Raw genomic sequence first — 18,892 nt, 5'->3', positions numbered from 1 at the left:
CATTGATCCTCATCAATCCGGCTGCCACGGCTGCATCGTGAGCACATTGCCGCCCAGCTTGGCGAAGGCGCGCTGGCGGCAGGAGAAGACCAGGATCTGCTGGTCGCGCGATTGGCGGTGCAGCGCATCGAACATCCGCTCGATCCGGTCGTCGTCGGAATAAACAAGCGCGTCGTCGAGGATGACAGGCGCCGGCCGGCCGTCGCGGGCAAGCAGCCTTGCGAATGCGAGGCGGGTCAGCACCGAGAGCTGCTCCCGCATGCCGCCGCTCAGGCGATCGACATCCTCGTCCAGGCCATTGCGGCGCACGATCTGCGGCAGCAAGGTATCGCCGTCGAAGGTAATCGTGATGTCGTCGAACAGCAGGCCGAGCAGCGGGGCGAGTTCGTTCATAACAGGCTTGAGATAAAGGTCGCGCGCGGCTGCCCGCGTCGCCGTCAGCGCCTTGCGCAGGCGATCGAGCACGGCGACCTCCGTCTCGAAGCGCTTTACCTGTTCCCGCGCCGCGTCAAGCAAACCGCGAGTTTCCAACCAGTTTTCTTCCACCGCACTGTCCGAGCGGGTGCGGATCTGACCGCCGAGATCGGCAAGCTCTTCGCGAAGCCTGGCAATTTCGCGGCTTGCGGCGTCGGCGACCGAGCGCGCCCTGGCAAGGGCGGCCTCTGCGCCGGCGAGGTCCCGTCCTGTCCTGCGCAAAGGCCCGGCCCGGAGCTCAACCGCGTCGCATTGTTCTTTGGCGCTGGAAAGCCTTGCCGCAAGGTCCCGTTGCAATTCAGTTCGGCCGGCTTCGGGGCCGATGACCATCTCGATCGCCTCGAGTTCCTGGCCAAGCCTGGCGTGCTCGGTCTGCGCCCGCAATATGGCCTCGCCGGCTTCCGTGCGCATCACTGACGCCTCCCGCGCCCTGTTGCGCGCCAGTTCGATGCGCCGTGTCGCATCCGCGAGACCGGCACGCACCTCTTCCGGGTTGGCGTCGAGTTCGACCGCACCCTGGCTGAGTTCGGCAAAGCGTGCGGCGTCGAGGTGAAGCTCGTCAATGCCATTCGGGGCGAGATCGGCGAGCCGCTGGCGCGCCCGCACCAGTTCCTCCTGCTTATTCCGCGCAGCAATATCGCGCTGCCGCGCCGTCCGCAGACTGTCGACACCGAGCTTGGCAAGCAATGTTTGGCGCGTGGCTTCCGCGGTCTCCAACACCCCATTGTGATCGGCCTGCCGGCCGGAATGGATGGTCAGCGTGCCGACGCCCGCTATGTCGAGCCTCGCCATCCCGGCAAAGCTCTTATCCTCGCCCCCATGCAAAGGCTGGCGGTCCATGCTCACCAATCCGGAGACGTCCTTCAGGTAATCGATCCTGAGTGAGGGAAGGCCGACTTCGGCGGCTGCGCGCAAGCCGACGATCTTGATGTCGAGTGCTTCAAGTCGTTCGATGGCGTCGGCTGGAATGGCGAGCATTGCGTGCGCAGCCTCTCCGTCCTCGATCTGCTGCCGCGCCGCTTCCGCCTGTTCGAGATGCAGACGAACCTCCGCCAGCCGCTCTGCGGCGTGACGCGAACGGAGTGCTGCCTCCAGCCGCGCCAGCAATTCGCGGTTTACCCGCTCATCCTCTTCGGCTGCCTGAACCTCCGCCGTAGCGGCCTCGCTTTCGGCCAGCGATGCCGCGCGTCGCTCGGCTGCATTTGAAAGCTCCTTTTCCGCCAAGGCGAAACGCCGCGCGAGTTCGCCACTGCGGTTCAATGCCGTGTGGAAGCGGTCGAATGCCTGCTGCGCCTCATCGCGGCGACTGGCGGCCAAAGTAGCCTCGGCGTCGAGCGCCTTGAGTTCCCTGTCATGCAGTTTAGCGGCTTCGAGCACCGACTCGGCGTTGGCAATCGCCGTCTTCCGGCCGGCCTCTTCGTCCGAATTTTCCAGTTCGCTGAGTCTCGCCTGCACTGAGCGGCGGCGATCGAGTGCGCCGTGCAGCATCTCCACCTCCTTGGCCAGCCGCGCCTCCTCCGCCTGCAACCGGTCACACTCCTCGAGCGCGGCGGCAAAGCGGCCTCCGGCCTTTGGCCGGAGCGTCGCGGTGACCAGGCGATTGAGTTCATCCTCGCAGGCTTCGAGCACTGCCGACATGCGCCGCCCGCCCGTCAGCGCCTCCACCTCGCCCTGCACCGAAGACAGCAGGCTTTCGCGCACCCGCTTGTCGTTTTCTTCCTCGCTCTTGCTGCGATTTTCGATGCCGGTGACGCCCTGGCGCACCCAGAGCAGGCCTGCCGGGCCGGCCGTTCCGCCGGAAATGAGATCGCCGATGAAAGCCTCGGCCTCGTCGGCCTGGGCGACGAGCCGGCCGCTGCCGAGATCGGTGACGCTGGCGCGCCGTCCGCCATAGAACTGCTTGGTCAAGCGGTAGCGGCCGGCTTCAATCGTGATATCGGCCTCGACGATCGGATTGCCGCCGCTATAGGGGCGCAGCATCTGCACGCTCTTTGGCGTGCCGCCGTGCGGCTGGAAGAACAGCGCATGCAGCGCCTCGAAACAGGTCGATTTGCCGTGTTCGTTGGCAGCGCTCAGCACATTCACGCCGTCGGCGATTCCTTCGACGGATATGCCGCGGCCGGCGAAGCGTTTGACGTTGTGAAGGCGAAGAGCGTTGAGTTTCATCGATCGATCGCCTCGCAATAGGAAAACAGGCGGATCAACGCCTCACGCGCCACACCCCTGTCATCGCCAGAGCGGGATTGGTCGAGGCTTTCGGCAAGCAGCAAATCCGCAGTATCGCGCAACGCACCGGCTCGGTCGATGATCTCCAGATCATCGCTCTCGCAATCGGTCCCCAGCAGTTCCGTATCGATCTCCAGATGCGCAAATTCCGGCGCGACCTGCTGCAGCAGGCTGGTCATTGCCGTGCGCCCGTTCAATCGGGCACGGCCGGACAGCGCGACGCGCAACAGGGTTTGTCGCCGCGCGAACGGTTCCGGCAGCGCGGCCTTCAGCGCTTCAACACCGTCTTCCGCTGCCAGCAGCGGAAGCTGCAATGTCTGCCAGGAAAAGCTGGCAGTTGCCACAGCCGCCGTCGTCGGCATCGCCCCTTGTCCTGCAATGGAAACGACCATCGCCTGTCCCGGCCGGTCATGCTTGAAACGGTCCGGCTCGGGCGCGCCGCTGTAATACGTTCTGGCGTCCACCGCCACCGATCCGTGCCAATCGCCGAGCGCCATGTAATCGAGGCCGGCCAGCGCCGCGCGGTTCGGCGCAATCACGTTCGTGGCCGCGGCATCCTCCGAAAATTCCTGGATCGGGCCATGGGCGAGGCCAATGCGGATGGAGCCGTCCGGCGTGGCGGCACCCGTCATCCATTCGGTCAGGTCGCGGCCCGGCCTCCTGGTCGTGCAAGGCGCCGGCAGCAGGACGACATCCGGTCCAAGCGGAAGAGGCGTCGCTTCCGTCGCAAGGATGACATTGTCGGGCACCACGCCGCGCGCAGCACTCCAGAGCTGATCCGCCAGCAGTGAATCGTGATTGCCCGGAAGCAGGACCCAGCGCAGCGGTGCGTTTCGGGCCATCTCGCCAAGCGCTTGCCGAAGTACGGCCGGCGTCGGCGTCTCGGTATCGAACGTGTCGCCTGCGAGCAGGATGACACCTGCCCCATGCTCACGTGCCGCACCGGCAAGCCTGGCGATCACGCTATGCCGCGCCTCGCGCAGGCGCCCTCTCAAATCCTCCGGAAGATTGCCAAATCGTTTGCCAATATGAAGGTCCGAACTGTGCAGGAAGGAAAACATTAATCAGCCATGTTTGCGATGCGCCGCGAGCTTTCGAGCATGGCCTCCAGCGCCGCGCGTCTTTTCGGACACGCAAGGACACTGTAGCGCTTTGCAGTAGGCCTCGTCCGCGGTTCGCGATTCCGTTGTTCCGCGACAGACCATGCCTCCCGATATCAGGCGAGGCAAGCCTATCCTGGCTTAACAAGCTCTTATCCAACGCTTATCTAATTCTGCGGGATATTCGACACCGTAGCCATCCTGCTCACGGACGAGGACGGCTGCTAATACCGCCGGTAATCTCCGGGCGGAGTGCCGCCTGATCCGTCGGCCATCTCTCAGACCTCCAATATATCAGGGAGCCGTTCACGAAGCTCCTTCACCAGCACGCGCTCATTTTCCGAATAGTCGACCGGAACGTTCACCAGATGGACGCCACCTCCGGAGAATGCCTCTTCGAGAACCTGTTTGAACTGGCCGATATCGTCGACCCTGGTTCCCCTGGCGCCGTAGGATTCGGCATATTTCACGAAGTCGGGATTGCCGAAGGTCATCCCGAAATCCGGGAATTCGTCTACGGCTTGCTTCCAGCGGATCATCCCATAAGCATTGTCCTCGATGACAAGAACGACGAGGTTGAGCTTCAGCCTGACGGCGGTCTCGAGTTCCTGGGAGTTCATCATGAAGCCGCCGTCACCACAGATCGCCATGACCCGCCGCTCGGGGTATAGCATCGAGGCAACCATCGCCGACGGCAGCCCGGCTCCCATCGTTGCAAGAGCATTGTCGAGCAGCAGCGTGTTCGCCATCCGCGTTCGGTAGTTGCGCGCGAACCAGATCTTGTACATGCCGTTATCGAGCGCCAGGATGCCATCATGCGGCATCACCTCTCTTATATCGTAAACCAGTCGCTGCGGCGTGAAGCGATCCTCCGTCGCCCGCGCGGCAATGCGCTCGAGAATGCGCTCCCGCAGGTGAAGAAGCGCCTGCGCGTTTGGCAGCTTGCCCTCGAGGCGATCCGCCAGCGCCTTCAGCGAAGGGCCGATGTCGCCGATGACTTCGGATTGCGGGAAGTAGACCTGCTCAACGGTCGCCGGCTGATATCCGACATGGACGACCTTCGGGCCGCCCTTGCCCATGATGAAGGGTGGCTTCTCGATCGTGTCGTGCCCGATCGTGATGATAAGGTCTGCCTGTTCGATGGCCTCGTGGACATAATCCCGCTCCGACAGCGCGGCGGTGCCCATATAAAGTTCGGTTCCGCCGGGCACCGTTCCCTTCCCCATCTGAGTGGTAAAAAACGGAATGCGCGTACGGATCACAAACTGCGCAATATCCGATGTCGAGCGGGGACGCGAGGCGGCGGCCCCGAACATCAGAAGCGGACGTTTGGCTGCGGCGATGAGGGCGGCGGCGCGATCGAGGGCCGCATCGCTTGCCGTCGGCAGTTCGAGCTGATGCGGTGCAATCAGTGCCACTTCCTGGCATTCTTCAGCCGCAATATCTTCCGGAAGCTCCAGATGTACCGGCCCCGGCCTTTCCTCCTGGGCGATGCGGAACGCCTCCCTGACCGTCGTCGGGATCATCTGCGGCGACACGATCTGCCTTGCGAGCTTGGTCAGCGGCTTCATCGACGCGACGACATCGACCACCTGGAAACGCGCCTGGCGGGACGAGAGAATCCCCTTCTGACCGGTTATCATCACCATCGGCATCGCGCCGAGCAAGGCATAGGCGGCACCCGTCGAGAGGTTCAGAGCACCAGGCCCGAGCGTCGTCAGGCAGACGCCGGGCTTTCCAGTCAGGCGGCCATAGGTCGCGGCCATGAAAGCCGCCGCCTGTTCGTGTCGGGTGAGGACGAGCTCAATCGACGACTTTCGGATGGATTCGACGACGTCGAGATTCTCTTCGCCTGGGATGCCGAAAATGCGCTCGACACCTTCGTTCTCAAGCGCTGCCACTAGAAGATCGGAGCCTTTGGTCATTGGATGTTTGCCCGTGCTGTTTGGATCGAGGCTTCCAGAAAGGAAGGCCTCTTGAAGATATGTTCTTTTCCGGGCCTGTCCATGCGTTCGGCGGCATCGCCTCAATCTTAGTCGCCGAGGATTTCTGGATAGGACTTGCCGCGGGAATAAAAAAGCTCTCCGCGGTTCTGCTGGCAAACAGCTTTGACTGATGGTGTGAGATGTCGCGGTTCAAGCCGGCACCTCCCGCCCGCAACGCGCAGAGCCCTGTTTTGCTGTATCCAGGATATCAATGGCTTGGCGGCTAACCGGCTACAAGAGCCCCTTGGCCTTGAAGTCGGCGGCGAAGGTGGCAAGCGGCATAACGAGGGTGAGTGGTTTCCCTTGCAGCGGTTCGGCGCCATAGCTGGCATACCAATGGGCGGCGCGTTCGCTCTTGGCATCGATGATGAGCAGGATCCCGCCGCCCTCGCTGGCGAGCCGCAGGCAACGGAGCGCTGCAGCAGCGATGAGCTGGCCGCCTAAACCCTTTCCCGCCACCTTTATGTCGGTTGCCAAGCGCGCAAGCTTGAAGCCTGCGACTTCATGGCGTGCGAGGCCTCTCGTCAGCTTTGGAGGCACGGCCTCATGTGTAACGGCCGAAGGCGCGACTGTGTAGAATCCGAGGATGCGATCAGGTTGGGCCTTGTCGATGGCGCAGAAGGTCTTCGCCGCATTCTGCTCATGGCTCTGCCGAGCGAAGCGCCGAATGAACTCGTTCATTGCCCCATCGCCGCAATCGAATGAGGCCCGATCGTGCGACTTAGCGATCGGCTCTTCATGCCAGACGGGGAGGGTCACAGGGCATCCGGTAGAGCAGAGATCGCAGCGCGTAGTTTCGCGTTCGGTTTTGGCGGGTGTTCAAGCAGGTCGAGGATGCGGATGAAATCGCGGCTCGACACGGTCTCAACTTCAGCAGCCTGGATGACGGCTTCGGCTTCAGGTACTATCTTATCGAGAATGAAATCTGCCATATCCTTGTTCGAGAGGGCAGCCGCGCGCGCGATAATTGCCTTCTGCTTTGGCGGGATACGGAGCTGGTAGCGTTCGGTTTTGTTGTCCGCGGTTCTCGGCATAATTATCTCCTTAATCGCAATGTAGCGTACACATAGTATGTGTACAAGAAGTTCCTGAGATGATCGCAGCATTCATGGAATGGTTCAGCGAACACTACTTCGAGGGCCTTCGGCGGGCTTGCGACCTCCTGACCCATTGCCCGTCCATTATCCTTCAAGCGTCCAGTTCGGCTGCTCGGCGTGACGCTTTCATCGCTCAATACGATGAAATCGTCGATGTTCAGCCACAGTTGCTTGATCTTGGATTGTGACGGGTGCTAGCGACGTCATTGAGCGCAGGTGGCTGATATGGACGTGCCCGAGCGCTCCCTGAGGATGAAGCTCGCTGGAACACGACGGGCATTCGGAGCCAGCGCTCGGTCGAAAAATACGCCTTAGTCCTCACCTGCGAATCTGAAGTCGCCTTAAGACCAAGAACAAAATTGAAGATATTTCCGCTGCCGGCTTCACGCGTGAAGCTGAGATAGGAGCCGAATCGTTCGTATTCGACATCTTGAAGGTTTTGGATGGACGCAAGAGCATCCTCGAAATCACGCCAGCACGCCTGCTTCACGATGATCTCGAAAATCCGCAGGACGGCTGGGGCGAGACGCCCCTGAGCGTCGGTCGTCGGCCCAATGATCTTGGCGCGGAGCTCAAGAATATTGCCCAATTCATCTCCGCGAACCTTAACGAAGGTCGAGCTGAGTGGACGCACCTCGTCCCGTTCGTAGATGCGCTGAAAATAACATTCATAGCTGCGATTGCGCATCGATGCGGCTTTCCATTCGCTCATATCGATGCCGGCTTCTCGAAGAGCACCGCAAAAGTTCGACCCCGAGACGCGCCACATCCGCAGAAATTGACTTGCCAACTCCAACTTCGGGATCTCGATCAGCTGCAGCGATATCGGCGTCGGCGGGAGGGGAGAAGGAGCCGCCGGATCAGGGCGGGCGGCTATGCGAGGTGATCGGGCAGCTTTATTGAGAACTCGATTTTCGAAGGGACCGACCGGATCTTCGAGGTGATGGATTTCACGGTAAAAAACGACGGTGCCTGCAAGAAGCAAAATTAATATCAAAAGCCCTGGCCAAAGCAGGGACCAGCGGTTCCTCGGCATTGGGAAATTCCCGTGCCAAGGCGGGCTGTCGCGAGGAGGATCGACTGCTGATGGCACTTTATCCACGGCGCGACCTCACAAGCAAATAGGAGCGGCTGCGAGTTCGAACTCAATCAATCTCGATCCTATTTGCCGATCAACCGGTGTCAGTCGGCGCATGGACCAATCAAACCCTGCTGGCGACTCCCTCTGAGGTGAGCAACGGATGCGAAAAACGGTACAGTCTGTCCGACTCACCTTCGATACTGCAAGTGTGAAGTCGCGGGCGTGGAGCGTCAAGCAGCAACCCCAGTGGATGGCGTTCGTCCCCTTTCTTAGCAAGCAGCTCGGCGGCGCGATCGATCAGGTTGCGCGTCGCAGGTTTGATGGCATATTCAGTGGCGCGCTTGCATCCGGACAAGCGGCGTCAAGATTTTGTCGTTACACGATCGCGTTCCGAAATTTGTCACAGGACCTGAACCTACACCCGTCGGACTGACTATTTTCCGTCCGTGTTTCCCGATTGTTTTGCGGCTGCCTTGAGCACGCCTTCCTGCAGATCCGCCTGGTCTGCAAGAATGGCGGCGGCCTCGTCCAGCAAGACGTCTTTTGCATTCTTGCGGGCATTCTCGATGGCAATATCAGCGCTGAGGCTGCGCTCGCCTGCCTCCAGGCCATCATCTCCAAGATCCTCGCCATCCCCTGCTTTCGCTCGATCCTTGAACCGTTTCTCGCGAGCCGTCGCTTCTTTGCGTCTTTCGGCTTCATTGAGGGAAACGACCCCTTTTTCGCGCTGCGCCTTGAGGTCGGCAATGTCTTTTATCAGGCGTTGGAAATCCGGATCGCTCTCAACCCGCGCATCATGGCGGCTTTGCAATGTCGGCAGCAACCTCGTGACCGTGTCGGCGGCCGTGTACTTCGCAGGTTTGATCTGCGCCCACGGCAAGGCATTGTCATAACTGGTCTCGCCGAAGTTCGCCGGATCGAAAAGTCCTGGCAAGCTGATATCGGGCGTCACGCCGTGCAACTGCGTCGTACCGCCGTTGACCCGGAAAAACTGGGCAATCGTCACCTTTAGCTCCCCGAACTCGGGTTTGCTGTTGCGGACGATCCGGTCAAGATCGACGACGGTCTGAACGGTGCCCTTCCCGAAACTGGGTTCGCCGACGATCACGCCTCGGCCGTAATCCTGGATTGCCGCGGCAAAAATCTCCGAAGCCGACGCCGACCCGCGATTGATCAGGACACCGATCGGGCCTGTCCAGACAGGCGCTGCAAGCTCCGAGCTCCTGACCTCGACCTTGCCATCGCTGCCGCGTTGCTGAACGACCGGACCATCGCCGATGAACAGGCCAGTCAAATCGATCGCCTCGTCCAATGAACCGCCGCCGTTGTTGCGCAGGTCGATGAGAACGCTGTCGACCTTTTCTTGGCTCAGCTCGCCGAGAAGCTTGGCGACGTCGCGGCTTGCACTCTTGTAATCCTTGTCTCCTTTGCGCTTGGCTTCAAAATCCTCATAGAATACCGGCAGGGTAATGATCCCGATTTTACGCGTGACGTCGCCCGCTTTTACGGACAATACAGCCTTTCTGGCGGCTTGCTTGTCTAGGCTGATCTTATCGCGCACCAGGCTGATGACGCGATGCGTGGCATCAGCTCCGGCATCTGCCGGCAGGATGTCCAAACGCACGACGGAACCCTTTTTCCCGCGTATCATCTGCACGACTTCATCGAGGCGCGTGCCCACCACGTCCTTGATCGCGCCGTCCTTGCCTTGGCCAACGCCGGTAATCCGGTCTCCGACCGAGAGCTTGCCGGACAGTTGTGCCGGTCCGCCAGGCACGAGCTCGCGGATCGTCGTGTAGTCGTCGCGCTCCTGCAGGACCGCACCGATACCAAACAGCGAAAGCTTCATCGAGACATTGAAGTCGGCTGAAGCGGCCGTACCGAAATAGTCCGTGTGCGGATCGATCGACGTTGCGTAGGCGTCCATAAACGATTGGAAAACGTCGTCGCTTTTAAACTTGTAAGCGCGCTCGAGTGTGTTTTCATAACGTTTGTCGAGTGTTTCGCGAATGGCCGCGTCGTTTTGGCCGCCCAGTTTCAACCGCAACCAGTCGCTCTTGACGCGCTTGCGCCAAAGCTCATTGCTCTCGGCCTCCGACTGCGGCCACGGCGCTTTATCGCGCAGCACCGAATAATCTTCCTGCGCGCTGAAATCGAAGTCCTGCTTAAGCAGGTTGCGCGCATAGTTCATGCGGTCGACAACGCGCTGCTGATACGCTTTGAAGATCGCAAACGGGATCTTCAAGTCTCTCTCCTCGATGGCATCATCGATCTCGCTGCGGTCGGACATGAATCCGTCGATGTCGGCTTGCAGGAAGAGCATGCGGTCCGGATCAAGTGACTTGATGAACCCATCCATGATCCTGGCCGACAAGGCGTCGTCGAGTGGAACGGGCTTGTAGCTATACCGCGAAAGAAATTGTGCGCTCAACTCGGCGGCTTGCGCCTGTCGCTTTAGCGGCGCCAGAGCAGGCGGTGATGCAACTTCAGCATATGCGGACTGTGCAATTGCAAGAAATGCACCAAGGAAAAAGTAGGCTATGCGCATTCAGCGTTGATCCAATTCTTGATGCCGAGTGTCGATGGGCGATTTATGTGACGCAATCATGGTTTTTTGGCAACCAAATGGCAAACGACATGGTTTTGCAAAGCTGCGGACATTTCTGGCGCCTGGTTGGTGTCTCCGCAGCCGGCGCTCAATCCGCCTGCACGTCTTGCCAGGAATCGAATGTCGCAGCCTGACCACGACGGCATCCGCTGCGGTCGACAAGATCCCAAACGATGGCTTTTTCGATATAGAAACGCCGCCCTGACTTGGCGATGCGAAGTCCGCGATAGTCGGCGATAAAGCCATTCGCCGCCACGGCATTCAACAGCCTCTCACGTTCGGCGCGATCGGGCGCCTCCGCCGAAAGACGCGATGGCAAAGTGATGAACTCGTCCCATGAGTATTCGAAGCAGGCCTGGGCTGCGCGGTTCGCGTAGATGAAGCGCGGATCGGCGTCGGTGTTGTGGGCAAGGACGACAGCCGGCGACTGGTCATAAAGCCATTCGGCACCCTGGCCTTCCGGCGCCAGACGCCGTCCTACGCTTCGTTCGAAGCTTTCCGCCATAAGGGCGTAAAATTCGGGGTCGTATGACAGCTCGAGTCCAGAGTCGTTATAGTTGGCAATCATATCTGCGCATCCTGGATTACGGCGAGAGATGTTGACGTGATGGTCTCGGCTCCGGAAAACTACTTCCCCTCAAGCCACTCCTGCAGCTCTGCTTCAGCTCGCTCCAGAGCGCTGTAGTTCAGGAGTTTGCGCAGGAAAGCGACCGTAACGGCACGGGCGCGCAGATTGAAGCGGCCGTCCTCGTGGTCGTCGCCAGCGCTCTGGTAGACGTCGAGCTTGTCGTAGAGCTGCTGCAGGCGGTTCTGCACGCTGCGCAGCGAAAGGCCCCGACGTTTGGCGATGGCCCGGTCGGTGAGGCCAAGCGCGATATCGACGAGGATCTCGTATTCGGAATCGGTAAAGCCGTTCGTCTGGCCGAGGCTCTTCTGCTGCAGGCCCCGCACCTCGCGGTCGATGACGCATTGGCTCTCGATGAAGATCGAGCGTAGCGCAAGTTTCAGTCGCTCGTCGGAGGCGGATTTCAGCACATAACCATAGGCGGCGCCATCCGGCACGATGCGGGAGACGCCGCGCACATAGGCCTCGTCCGAGTAATTCGACCAGAACAGGATCCGGGTCTCCGGCCGCTCCTTCCAGATGGTGCGCGCCGCTTCGATGCCGTTGCGGTTCGCCATCTGCAGGTCCATGACGATATGCGCCGACTTGTGGTCGCGGGCGAGCTTCTCGCCGACGGTTCCGTTCTCCGCCTCGATCACCGTGTCGCATTCCGGCAGAGCCGCGTTGACCGCCTCGTGCAGATAGGACCGGTGCAGCGGGTCGTCCTCGACGATCAGAACCTTCATCATGCCCTTCTCCTCAGTTTGGCCCGCTCGGCGGGTCGTTCGGTACGAGCGGTAGCACGACGCGCACCACAGTGCCGCGATTGTTGTGGCCGGGGCCGGTCGTGAACCGCGCCGAAATCAGCCGCGCACGGGTCTTCATATTGTCGATGCCGCCGCCGATCCGTCCCCGCGCCTTGGCGAGGCCGGTTCCGTCGTCGGAGATTTCGATCGATAGCCGGTCGTCATCGGCCTCGAGCCGCACCGTGACGGCCAGTGGCGCGGCATGGCGCACCGCATTGTTGATCGCCTCCTGGGCGATCCGGAACAGCGCGACGCTGACGGTCGGTTCCAGTCGCTCCAGTGCGCCGTGCGTCTCGTCGACAAGGCCCCACTCGATCCCCGATCCCGTGTCGCGGGTCGATCGGTCCAGATGATGCTCGATTGCCTGGGCGAGGCCGAAGAGCTGGAGCACGGAGGGTTTTGCCTGCTCGATGATCTGCCGCAGATCCTGCATGCAATGCTGCAGGGAACGGGAGATCGGCTCCAGCGCCTCGGGCGCCACCTCGCCGTTGCGCGACAGCCGATCGATCCGGCGGGCGAGCCGCGTCAAGTCGGCGAGCGTCTGGTCGTGCAGGTCCATGCCGATGCGCTGGCGTTCCTGCTCCAGCGCTTCGGTAAGCTTCAGCGCACCTTGCCGCAAACCCTCCTCGCGGGCGCGGGCCTCTGCCTCGACAATGGCCGAGCGTTGCGCCTGCTCGGCCGCCTGCAGCGCGAAGAAATAGGGCGTCAGCAGGTCGGCGATGATGCGGGCGCGTTCGATATCCTCCATCGTATAGACGCCCGCCCTGTGCGACGAACAGGAGAGCGCTGCGATGATCGTGCCCTGCACTTTCATCGGCACATGTAAGCGGCTCCTCAGCGACTGTTCGACGATCGGCCGCTTGAAGGCGCCCTCGAAGTGGAAACGCGGGTCGGTCATGGCGTCGTCCGCCAGCAGAAAATCCACCTCGCCCCAGAGCAGCGAACGGATGGGGCTGTTGACAACAGGCGCGCCGGCAAGCCCGCCCCAGGCAGTTTCGATGCCCGTCTCGTAGGCCGTGTGGTAGTTGCCGCCCTCAAGCAGCACGCAGACATCGAGGTGGTCGTGCGGGATGATATGGGCGACCTCGGCGGCAACGGAACGGATAGCCGAGCGAAAGTCGAGCTGGCCCGCTAGCAGCCGGGAGATGCCGAGATAATGGTCGAACATGGCTGCGGGTACGAGATGCAGCATCGTCAGTTCCTCCCCGAGGCGGCGGCAGGCTCCTCAACCGGCCGCGACCCTTCGCAGTAAGCGCCCGCGGAAGCGCCGCCGTCTTGCGTAAACCCGCAGCTTGTTGCGCAAATCCCGCAAACGGATTGCCGCCTTGCCCCTGTACAGGCCGGTCGATCTCCCGCATCCTGCCCTTACTGAGAGGAGGAAGCTCAGTGCAAGAACAATTTTCACTCAGACCCAATTGGGCCGGCAGGAGTGAAGCGATCCGCCGACCAGCGCGATCATCAGGGAGGAAGACATGACAATCCGTAAGATGCTTCTGGCATCGGCCGCTATTGCTTGCGCCGCGATGCCCGTTTCCGCCTTTGCCGACACGTCGGCCAAGAAGATCGCCCTTTCCAACAACTATGCCGGCAACTCGTGGCGCCAGGCCATGCTGACGAGCTGGGGCAAGGTGACGGGCGAAGCCGTAAAGGCGGGCACCGTTGCCGCAGCCGACCCTTTCACCACCGCCGAGAACCAGGCGACGGAACAGGCCGCGCAGATCCAGAACATGATCCTGCAGGGCTATGACGCCATCGTGCTGAACGCCGCCTCGCCGACGGCGCTGAACGGCGCGGTCAAGGAGGCCTGCGACGCCGGCATCACCGTCGTCTCCTTCGACGGCATCGTGACCGAGCCCTGCGCCTGGCGCATCGCCGTCAACTTCAAGGAAATGGGGCGGAGCGAGGTCGAGTACCTGTCGAAGAAAATTCCGAATGGTGGCAACCTGCTCGAGATCCGCGGCCTTGCCGGTGTCTTCGTGGACGACGAGATCTCTGCCGGCATTCACGAGGGTATCAAGCAGTTCCCGCAGTTCAAGATTGTCGGCTCCGTTCATGGCGACTGGGCGCAGGACGTGGCGCAGAAGGCTGTCGCCGGCATCCTTCCGAGCCTGCCCGACATCGTCGGTGTGGTAACGCAGGGCGGCGACGGCTACGGCGCCGCCCAGGCGATTGCCGCGACCGACCGGAAGATGCCGATCATTATCATGGGCAACCGCGAAGACGAACTGAAGTGGTGGAAGGAGCAGAAGGACGCGAAGGGCTACGAGACCATGTCCGTGTCCATCGCGCCCGGCGTTTCCACGCTCGCCTTCTGGGTGGCACAACAGATCCTCGACGGCAAGGAAGTCAAGAAGGACCTCGTCGTGCCTTTCCTGCGCATCGACCAGGATAATCTCGAAACCAACCTCGCCAATACCCAGGCCGGCGGCGTCGCCAACGTGGAATACACGCAGGCAGACGCAATCAAGGTCATAGAGTCGGCAAAGTAATTCTCCCGGCGACTGCCGCGCGGCCGCAGAAGGTCGCGCGGCATTTTTTGCAGCAGGCATGGCGGGCAGCATGGATGACGTTTTGAAGGCGGTGATCGCCGTCGATGGCGCCAAGGTGAGTTTCGGCGCAGTCAGGGCACTCGATGGCGTGACCCTCCACGTCATGCCGGGCGAATGCGTCGGGCTGGTCGGACACAATGGCGCCGGCAAGTCCACCATCGTCAGCGTGATCAACGGCGGTCTCGCGCCGCATGAAGGAAGTGTGGCGAGCGACGGCGAGCGGCTGGAGCGCTACGGCATCAACGCCGCGCGTGCCCGCGGCCTGCGCTGCGTCTTCCAGGAGCTTTCGCTCTGCCCCAACCTTTCGATCATCGAGAACACGCGCATCATGCATCGCCATCTCGGTGGTTTGGGTTGGCGGAAGCGCGCCGCAAAAATCATCGAGACGAGCCTCGACGCCGTCTTTCCCGGCCACGGCATCGACAGCAGCCGGGCCGTGGGAGATCTTTCGATCGCCGAGCGGCAGATGGTCGAGATATCAATGGCCTTTTCCGACTCCGGCATTGCACCGAGGCTGGTGATCCTCGACGAACCGACCTCGTCGCTCGATGCAAGCCTTGCCCGCCAGATGCTCGACCATGTCCGCCGCTTCATTGCCGAGGGCGGGTCCGTCATCTTCATCTCGCATATCCTGCACGAGATCCTCGAAACCGCCGACCGCATCATCGTCATGAAGGACGGTCGCGTCGTCGCCGAGCGCCCGGCGCGGGGCTTTGACCACCACGGCCTCGTCGAAGCCATGGGCACGGTTGCGAAGGAGGAGACAGGGCAGCGCTCAGTGCGCGAACTGTCCGCCGCTCCGGTCATCCTATCCCATCAGGGGAAGGGCCTTTCCTTTGCGGCGCGCAAGGGCGAGATCATCGGCCTGGCGGGTCTGGCGGGCCATGGGCAGACGGAGCTCCTGCTCGCCCTGCATGCCGCCCAGTCCGGCAACTGGCTGCCCGAGCGCGATCCGCTCGTCACCTTCGTCGCCGGCGACCGCCGCCTCAACGGCATCTTCGAACTCTGGAGCATCCTGCGCAACTTCTCCATCGCCTCGCTCGGTGACCTCTCCCGACGCGGCCTCATCCTCGCGGGCGAGGAGGGCACGAAAGGCGCCGACTGGAAGCGGCGGATCGAGATCCGCACGCCCGATATGGACAACCGCATCCTGTCGCTTTCGGGCGGCAACCAGCAAAAGGTGCTCTTTGCCCGCGCGCTTGCAACGCGCGCGCCTGTTGTCCTGATGGACGATCCGATGCGCGGTGTCGACGTCGGCACCAAGCAGGAGGTCTACGCGATCATCCGCGAGGAAGCGGCGCGCGGCCGCACCTTCATCTGGTACTCGACGGAGATGGACGAGGTCCGCCTCTGCGACCGCGTCTACGTCTTCCGCGAAGGCCGCATCACGGCCGAACTCGCCGGTGATGCCGTCAACGAGAAGAACATCATCGCCGCCTCCTTCGAAGGGGTCGCCGCATGACGTTCCGGCTGTCGTCCGACGCCCTGCGTCTAGCCATTCCCGCCCTATCGCTGACGCTGCTGCTCGCCGCCGTCTTCTGGCTGCAGCCGCGCGCCATGAGCTATGTCGGGCTCAACCTGCTGTTCAACCTGGCTGTGCCGATCGCGCTTGCGACGATCGCCCAGATGGTCGTGATGGCGGTCAACGATCTCGATCTCTCGATGGGCGCCTTCGTCAGCTTCGTCGCCTGCGTCACCGCGACCTTTCTGCGGGATGCTCCGGTGATCGGCGTGCTGATCCTTGCAGGCGCGATCGCAACCTATGCAGGCCTCGGCGTCGTCATCTATCTGCGCAACCTGCCGTCCATCGTCGTGACCCTCGGCATGAGCTTCGTCTGGGGCGGCCTTGCCGTCCTGCTGCTGCCGGCACCGGGCGGGCAGGCGCCGGACTGGGTGCGCTGGCTGATGACCGTCAAGCCGCCGCTGGCGCCGATGGCGATCGTCGCCAGCATCGTCATCGCCTTGGTCGCCCATCTTCTCGTCATGCGGTCGTCGCTCGGCGTGCTGATGCGTGGCATTGGCGGCAACCAACGCTCGGTCGAGCGCGCCGGCTGGTCGATTGTCGGAGCGCGCGCTGCCGCCTATGGTCTTGCCGGCCTCTTTGCCGTGCTCGCCGGCATCGCCCTCGTCGGCCTGACCACCTCGGCCGATTCCAATATCGCGCTGCGCTACACGTTGCTGTCGATCGCCGGCGTGATCCTCGGCGGCGGCGAGTTCATCGGCGGCCGCGTCTCCCCGATCGGCGCCGTCATCGGCGCGCTGACGCTGACGCTTGCCGGCTCGTTCCTGTCCTTCCTGCGCATCTCGCCGGACTGGCAGATCGGGGCTCAGGGCGCGATTCTGATCATCGTGCTGGCACTTCGGCTGATGCTGAACCGCCTGGAGAAGCGGGAGAAACGCCGATGACCCCGCTCCTTCGCCTATTCCGCAAACCCTGGATCTGGTCGTGGCTTGCCGCCTTTGTCGTCTGGTTCCTGACGATCATGGTGACGCTCGGCGCCAGCGCTCTTGGCCTGTCGCAGGCAGCCCTCACCTTCGCGGCCTTCTCGGTCATCGTCGGCATCGGCCAGATGTTCGTCATCACGCTCGGCCCCGGCAATATCGATCTCTCGGTTCCCGCCACCATGACGCTTGCCGGCACGGTGGCGCTGAAGCTGATGAATGTCGAAAACGGCATGATCCTGCCCGGCCTTCTCGTCGCCATCATCATCGGTGTTGTCGTCGGTCTCGGCAATTATGCACTCATCAAGGCGCTGCGCATTCCGCCGATCATCGCCACACTGTCCATGAGCTTCATCGTGCAGTCCGCCGCCATCTGGACGAACCGGGGCTTGCGCATCAAGCCTCCGAGCGTGCTGGCGGAATTCACCACGTCGAACACGCTCGGCGTGCCGAATGTGGCGATCGTGGCATTCCTCATCTCGCTGCTTGCCTGGTTCCTGCTCGAAAAGACGATCTACGGGCGCTGGATCTCGGCGATCGGCCAGAGCATGCCGGCTGCGCGCATGGCCGGCATACCGGTCGATGGCACGCGCTTCGTCACCTATCTCTTCTGCGCCGTGCTCGCATCGGTCGCAGGCTATCTGCTCGCCTGTTTCTCCGGCGGCGCGGCGCTCAACATGGGCTCGGAATATCTGCTGATGTCGATTGCCGTCGTCGTGATCGGCGGCACGGCAGTCGCCGGCGGCGATTCCAACGTGCCGGGCATCTGGGGCGCATCGCTCTTCATGTTCCTGGTCGTTTCCATGCTCAACACTTACGGGCTCGGCGCGGGCATCCGCCTGATCATGACCGGCCTCATCATCATCAGCGTCATCATGCTCGCCGGCGGTCGCCGGGCCGGCATGCGATAAACGGAAAGACCGCCATGGCCGAGGCCAGCATTTACGAAATCCACGACCCGCGCTTCCGGCAGATGATCGTGACCAGCGCCGGTCTCGACGAACTCCATTCCGGCTGCCGCTGGGCGGAGGGTCCGGTCTGGTTCAACGATGCGAACCAGCTGCTGTGGAGCGACATTCCCAACCAGCGCATGCTGCGATGGACACCTGACAGCGGCGTCTCCGTCTATCGGCAGCCGTCCAACTTCACCAACGGCCATACGCGCGACCGGCAGGGACGGCTGATCTCCTGCGAACATGGGGCGCGCCGCGTCACCCGCACCGAGGTCGACGGCTCGATCACCGTGCTCGCCGACCGTTTCGAGGGCGCCAGGCTCAATTCGCCGAACGATGTGGTGGTGAAATCAGACGGCACGATCTGGTTCACCGATCCCACCTACGGCATCATGTCGGACTACGAAGGCTATCGCGCCGAGCCGGAGCAGGCAACGCGCAACGTCTATCGGCTCGATCCGACGACAGGCGCGCTTGCTGCTGTCGTCACGGATTTCATCCAGCCGAACGGCCTCGCCTTCTCGCCTGACGAGACAATCCTCTACGTCGCAGACTCAGCCGCCAGCCATGACGAAAGCCTGCCGCGCCACATCCGCGCTTTCGACGTGGTTAACGGCAGCAGCCTGGCAAACGGCCGCGTCTTCTGTCTCATCGACAACGGCATTCCGGACGGCATCCGCACAGACGTCAACGGGAACCTCTGGTCGAGTGCGGCCGATGGCGTGCATTGCTTTGACCCGGCGGGCAAACTGATCGGCAAGATCCGTGTACCCCAGACCGTCGCCAACCTCACTTTCGGCGGGCCTCAACGCAATCGGCTGTTCATTGCGGCGACGCGGTCGGTTTATTCGGTCTATGTCGCCGTGAGTGGGGCGCAGGTGCCGTGAGGTTAGTCGCCTTGAACCAATACAAACCCGTTGCTAAAAAAGCTCGGCGGCCCACGCATGCGCCGCCGAGCTCCACATAA

15 protein-coding genes are annotated in these 18,892 nt (G+C 62.1%); 5 read left to right on the top strand and 10 right to left on the bottom strand.

Features of this window, described 5'->3' with window-relative positions; all coding sequences use genetic code 11:
* Positions 1-12: 12 nt before the first annotated feature.
* From BS630_RS32055 to BS630_RS32005, 10 genes are all read right to left on the bottom strand, one after another.
* Positions 13-2,640: an AAA family ATPase gene (locus BS630_RS32055; protein ID WP_077980656.1), complete on the bottom strand. Its 2,628-nt coding sequence runs from the start codon at positions 2,638-2,640 to the stop codon at positions 13-15.
* On the bottom strand, positions 2,637-3,761 hold the full coding sequence (locus BS630_RS32050) for a metallophosphoesterase family protein (RefSeq protein WP_077980655.1): 1,125 nt from the start codon (positions 3,759-3,761) through the stop codon (positions 2,637-2,639). The genes BS630_RS32055 and BS630_RS32050 overlap by 4 nt, the downstream gene beginning before the upstream one ends.
* A 317-nt stretch (positions 3,762-4,078) precedes the next feature.
* Complete coding sequence (locus BS630_RS32045; RefSeq protein WP_025396847.1) at positions 4,079-5,725, bottom strand: acetolactate synthase large subunit; 1,647 nt, start codon at positions 5,723-5,725, stop codon at positions 4,079-4,081.
* A 291-nt stretch (positions 5,726-6,016) separates the two neighbouring features.
* The gene (locus tag BS630_RS32040; RefSeq protein WP_025396848.1) at positions 6,017-6,544 is read right to left on the bottom strand and encodes a GNAT family N-acetyltransferase; all 528 of its coding nucleotides are present in this window, start codon (positions 6,542-6,544) and stop codon (positions 6,017-6,019) included.
* Positions 6,541-6,819: a type II toxin-antitoxin system TacA family antitoxin gene (locus tag BS630_RS32035; protein WP_025396849.1), complete on the bottom strand. Its 279-nt coding sequence runs from the start codon at positions 6,817-6,819 to the stop codon at positions 6,541-6,543. Before BS630_RS32035 ends, BS630_RS32040 begins: the two co-directional genes overlap by 4 nt.
* Before the next feature lie 220 nt (positions 6,820-7,039).
* Positions 7,040-7,918 (bottom strand): DUF6030 family protein, encoded by an 879-nt coding sequence (locus BS630_RS32030; RefSeq protein ID WP_077980654.1) that lies wholly within the window; start codon positions 7,916-7,918, stop codon positions 7,040-7,042.
* A gap of 478 nt (positions 7,919-8,396) precedes the next feature.
* Complete coding sequence (locus tag BS630_RS32020; RefSeq protein ID WP_077980652.1) at positions 8,397-10,511, bottom strand: carboxy terminal-processing peptidase; 2,115 nt, start codon at positions 10,509-10,511, stop codon at positions 8,397-8,399.
* Positions 10,512-10,659: 148 nt separating this feature from the next.
* A complete protein-coding gene (locus tag BS630_RS32015) occupies positions 10,660-11,139 on the bottom strand; it encodes an MEKHLA domain-containing protein (RefSeq protein ID WP_077980651.1) in 480 nt (159 codons plus the stop codon).
* A gap of 59 nt (positions 11,140-11,198) precedes the next feature.
* Positions 11,199-11,921, bottom strand: a complete 723-nt coding sequence (locus BS630_RS32010; protein WP_003562390.1) for a response regulator transcription factor — start codon at positions 11,919-11,921, stop codon at positions 11,199-11,201.
* Positions 11,922-11,934: 13 nt separating this feature from the next.
* Positions 11,935-13,173, bottom strand: a complete 1,239-nt coding sequence (locus tag BS630_RS32005; RefSeq protein WP_020046916.1) for a GAF domain-containing sensor histidine kinase — start codon at positions 13,171-13,173, stop codon at positions 11,935-11,937.
* A gap of 280 nt (positions 13,174-13,453) precedes the next feature.
* Between BS630_RS32005 and BS630_RS32000 the strand changes: the two genes are divergently transcribed.
* The 5 genes from BS630_RS32000 to BS630_RS31980 all read left to right on the top strand — a co-directional run bounded on the left by BS630_RS32000 (position 13,454) and on the right by BS630_RS31980 (position 18,812).
* Entirely contained in the window at positions 13,454-14,470 is a 1,017-nt protein-coding gene (locus tag BS630_RS32000) for an ABC transporter substrate-binding protein (RefSeq protein ID WP_077980650.1), read from the top strand.
* Between the two features lie 70 nt (positions 14,471-14,540).
* Positions 14,541-15,992: a sugar ABC transporter ATP-binding protein gene (locus tag BS630_RS31995; RefSeq protein WP_077980757.1), complete on the top strand. Its 1,452-nt coding sequence runs from the start codon at positions 14,541-14,543 to the stop codon at positions 15,990-15,992.
* The gene (locus BS630_RS31990; protein WP_077980649.1) at positions 15,989-16,936 is read left to right on the top strand and encodes an ABC transporter permease; all 948 of its coding nucleotides are present in this window, start codon (positions 15,989-15,991) and stop codon (positions 16,934-16,936) included. The genes BS630_RS31995 and BS630_RS31990 overlap by 4 nt, the downstream gene beginning before the upstream one ends.
* The gene (locus tag BS630_RS31985; RefSeq protein ID WP_077980648.1) at positions 16,933-17,883 is read left to right on the top strand and encodes an ABC transporter permease; all 951 of its coding nucleotides are present in this window, start codon (positions 16,933-16,935) and stop codon (positions 17,881-17,883) included. Before BS630_RS31990 ends, BS630_RS31985 begins: the two co-directional genes overlap by 4 nt.
* Positions 17,884-17,897: 14 nt before the next feature.
* A complete protein-coding gene (locus BS630_RS31980; RefSeq protein WP_077980647.1) occupies positions 17,898-18,812 on the top strand; it encodes an SMP-30/gluconolactonase/LRE family protein in 915 nt (304 codons plus the stop codon).
* Positions 18,813-18,892 lie beyond the last annotated feature (80 nt).

Source organism: Rhizobium laguerreae (assembly GCF_002008165.1).
Taxonomy (GTDB): Bacteria; Pseudomonadota; Alphaproteobacteria; order Rhizobiales; family Rhizobiaceae; genus Rhizobium; species Rhizobium laguerreae.
The sequence above is the reverse complement of the archived record's forward strand: the minus strand, read 5'-3'. Positions and strand labels throughout refer to the sequence as shown.

Excerpts from the sequence above, each read along its gene's own strand:
- BS630_RS32055 (WP_077980656.1), bottom strand. The coding sequence starts at position 2,640 with ATGAAACTCAACGCTCTTCGCCTTCACAACGTCAAACGCTTCGCCGGC.
- BS630_RS32050 (WP_077980655.1), bottom strand. The coding sequence starts at position 3,761 with ATGTTTTCCTTCCTGCACAGTTCGGACCTTCATATTGGCAAACGATTT.
- BS630_RS32045 (WP_025396847.1), bottom strand. The coding sequence starts at position 5,725 with ATGACCAAAGGCTCCGATCTTCTAGTGGCAGCGCTTGAGAACGAAGGT.
- BS630_RS32035 (WP_025396849.1), bottom strand. The coding sequence starts at position 6,819 with ATGCCGAGAACCGCGGACAACAAAACCGAACGCTACCAGCTCCGTATC.
- BS630_RS32030 (WP_077980654.1), bottom strand. The coding sequence starts at position 7,918 with ATGCCGAGGAACCGCTGGTCCCTGCTTTGGCCAGGGCTTTTGATATTA.
- BS630_RS32020 (WP_077980652.1), bottom strand. The coding sequence starts at position 10,511 with ATGCGCATAGCCTACTTTTTCCTTGGTGCATTTCTTGCAATTGCACAG.
- BS630_RS32015 (WP_077980651.1), bottom strand. The coding sequence starts at position 11,139 with ATGATTGCCAACTATAACGACTCTGGACTCGAGCTGTCATACGACCCC.
- BS630_RS32010 (WP_003562390.1), bottom strand. The coding sequence starts at position 11,921 with ATGAAGGTTCTGATCGTCGAGGACGACCCGCTGCACCGGTCCTATCTG.
- BS630_RS32005 (WP_020046916.1), bottom strand. The coding sequence starts at position 13,173 with ATGCTGCATCTCGTACCCGCAGCCATGTTCGACCATTATCTCGGCATC.
- BS630_RS32000 (WP_077980650.1), top strand. The coding sequence starts at position 13,454 with ATGACAATCCGTAAGATGCTTCTGGCATCGGCCGCTATTGCTTGCGCC.
- BS630_RS31995 (WP_077980757.1), top strand. The coding sequence starts at position 14,541 with ATGGATGACGTTTTGAAGGCGGTGATCGCCGTCGATGGCGCCAAGGTG.
- BS630_RS31990 (WP_077980649.1), top strand. The coding sequence starts at position 15,989 with ATGACGTTCCGGCTGTCGTCCGACGCCCTGCGTCTAGCCATTCCCGCC.
- BS630_RS31985 (WP_077980648.1), top strand. The coding sequence starts at position 16,933 with ATGACCCCGCTCCTTCGCCTATTCCGCAAACCCTGGATCTGGTCGTGG.
- BS630_RS31980 (WP_077980647.1), top strand. The coding sequence starts at position 17,898 with ATGGCCGAGGCCAGCATTTACGAAATCCACGACCCGCGCTTCCGGCAG.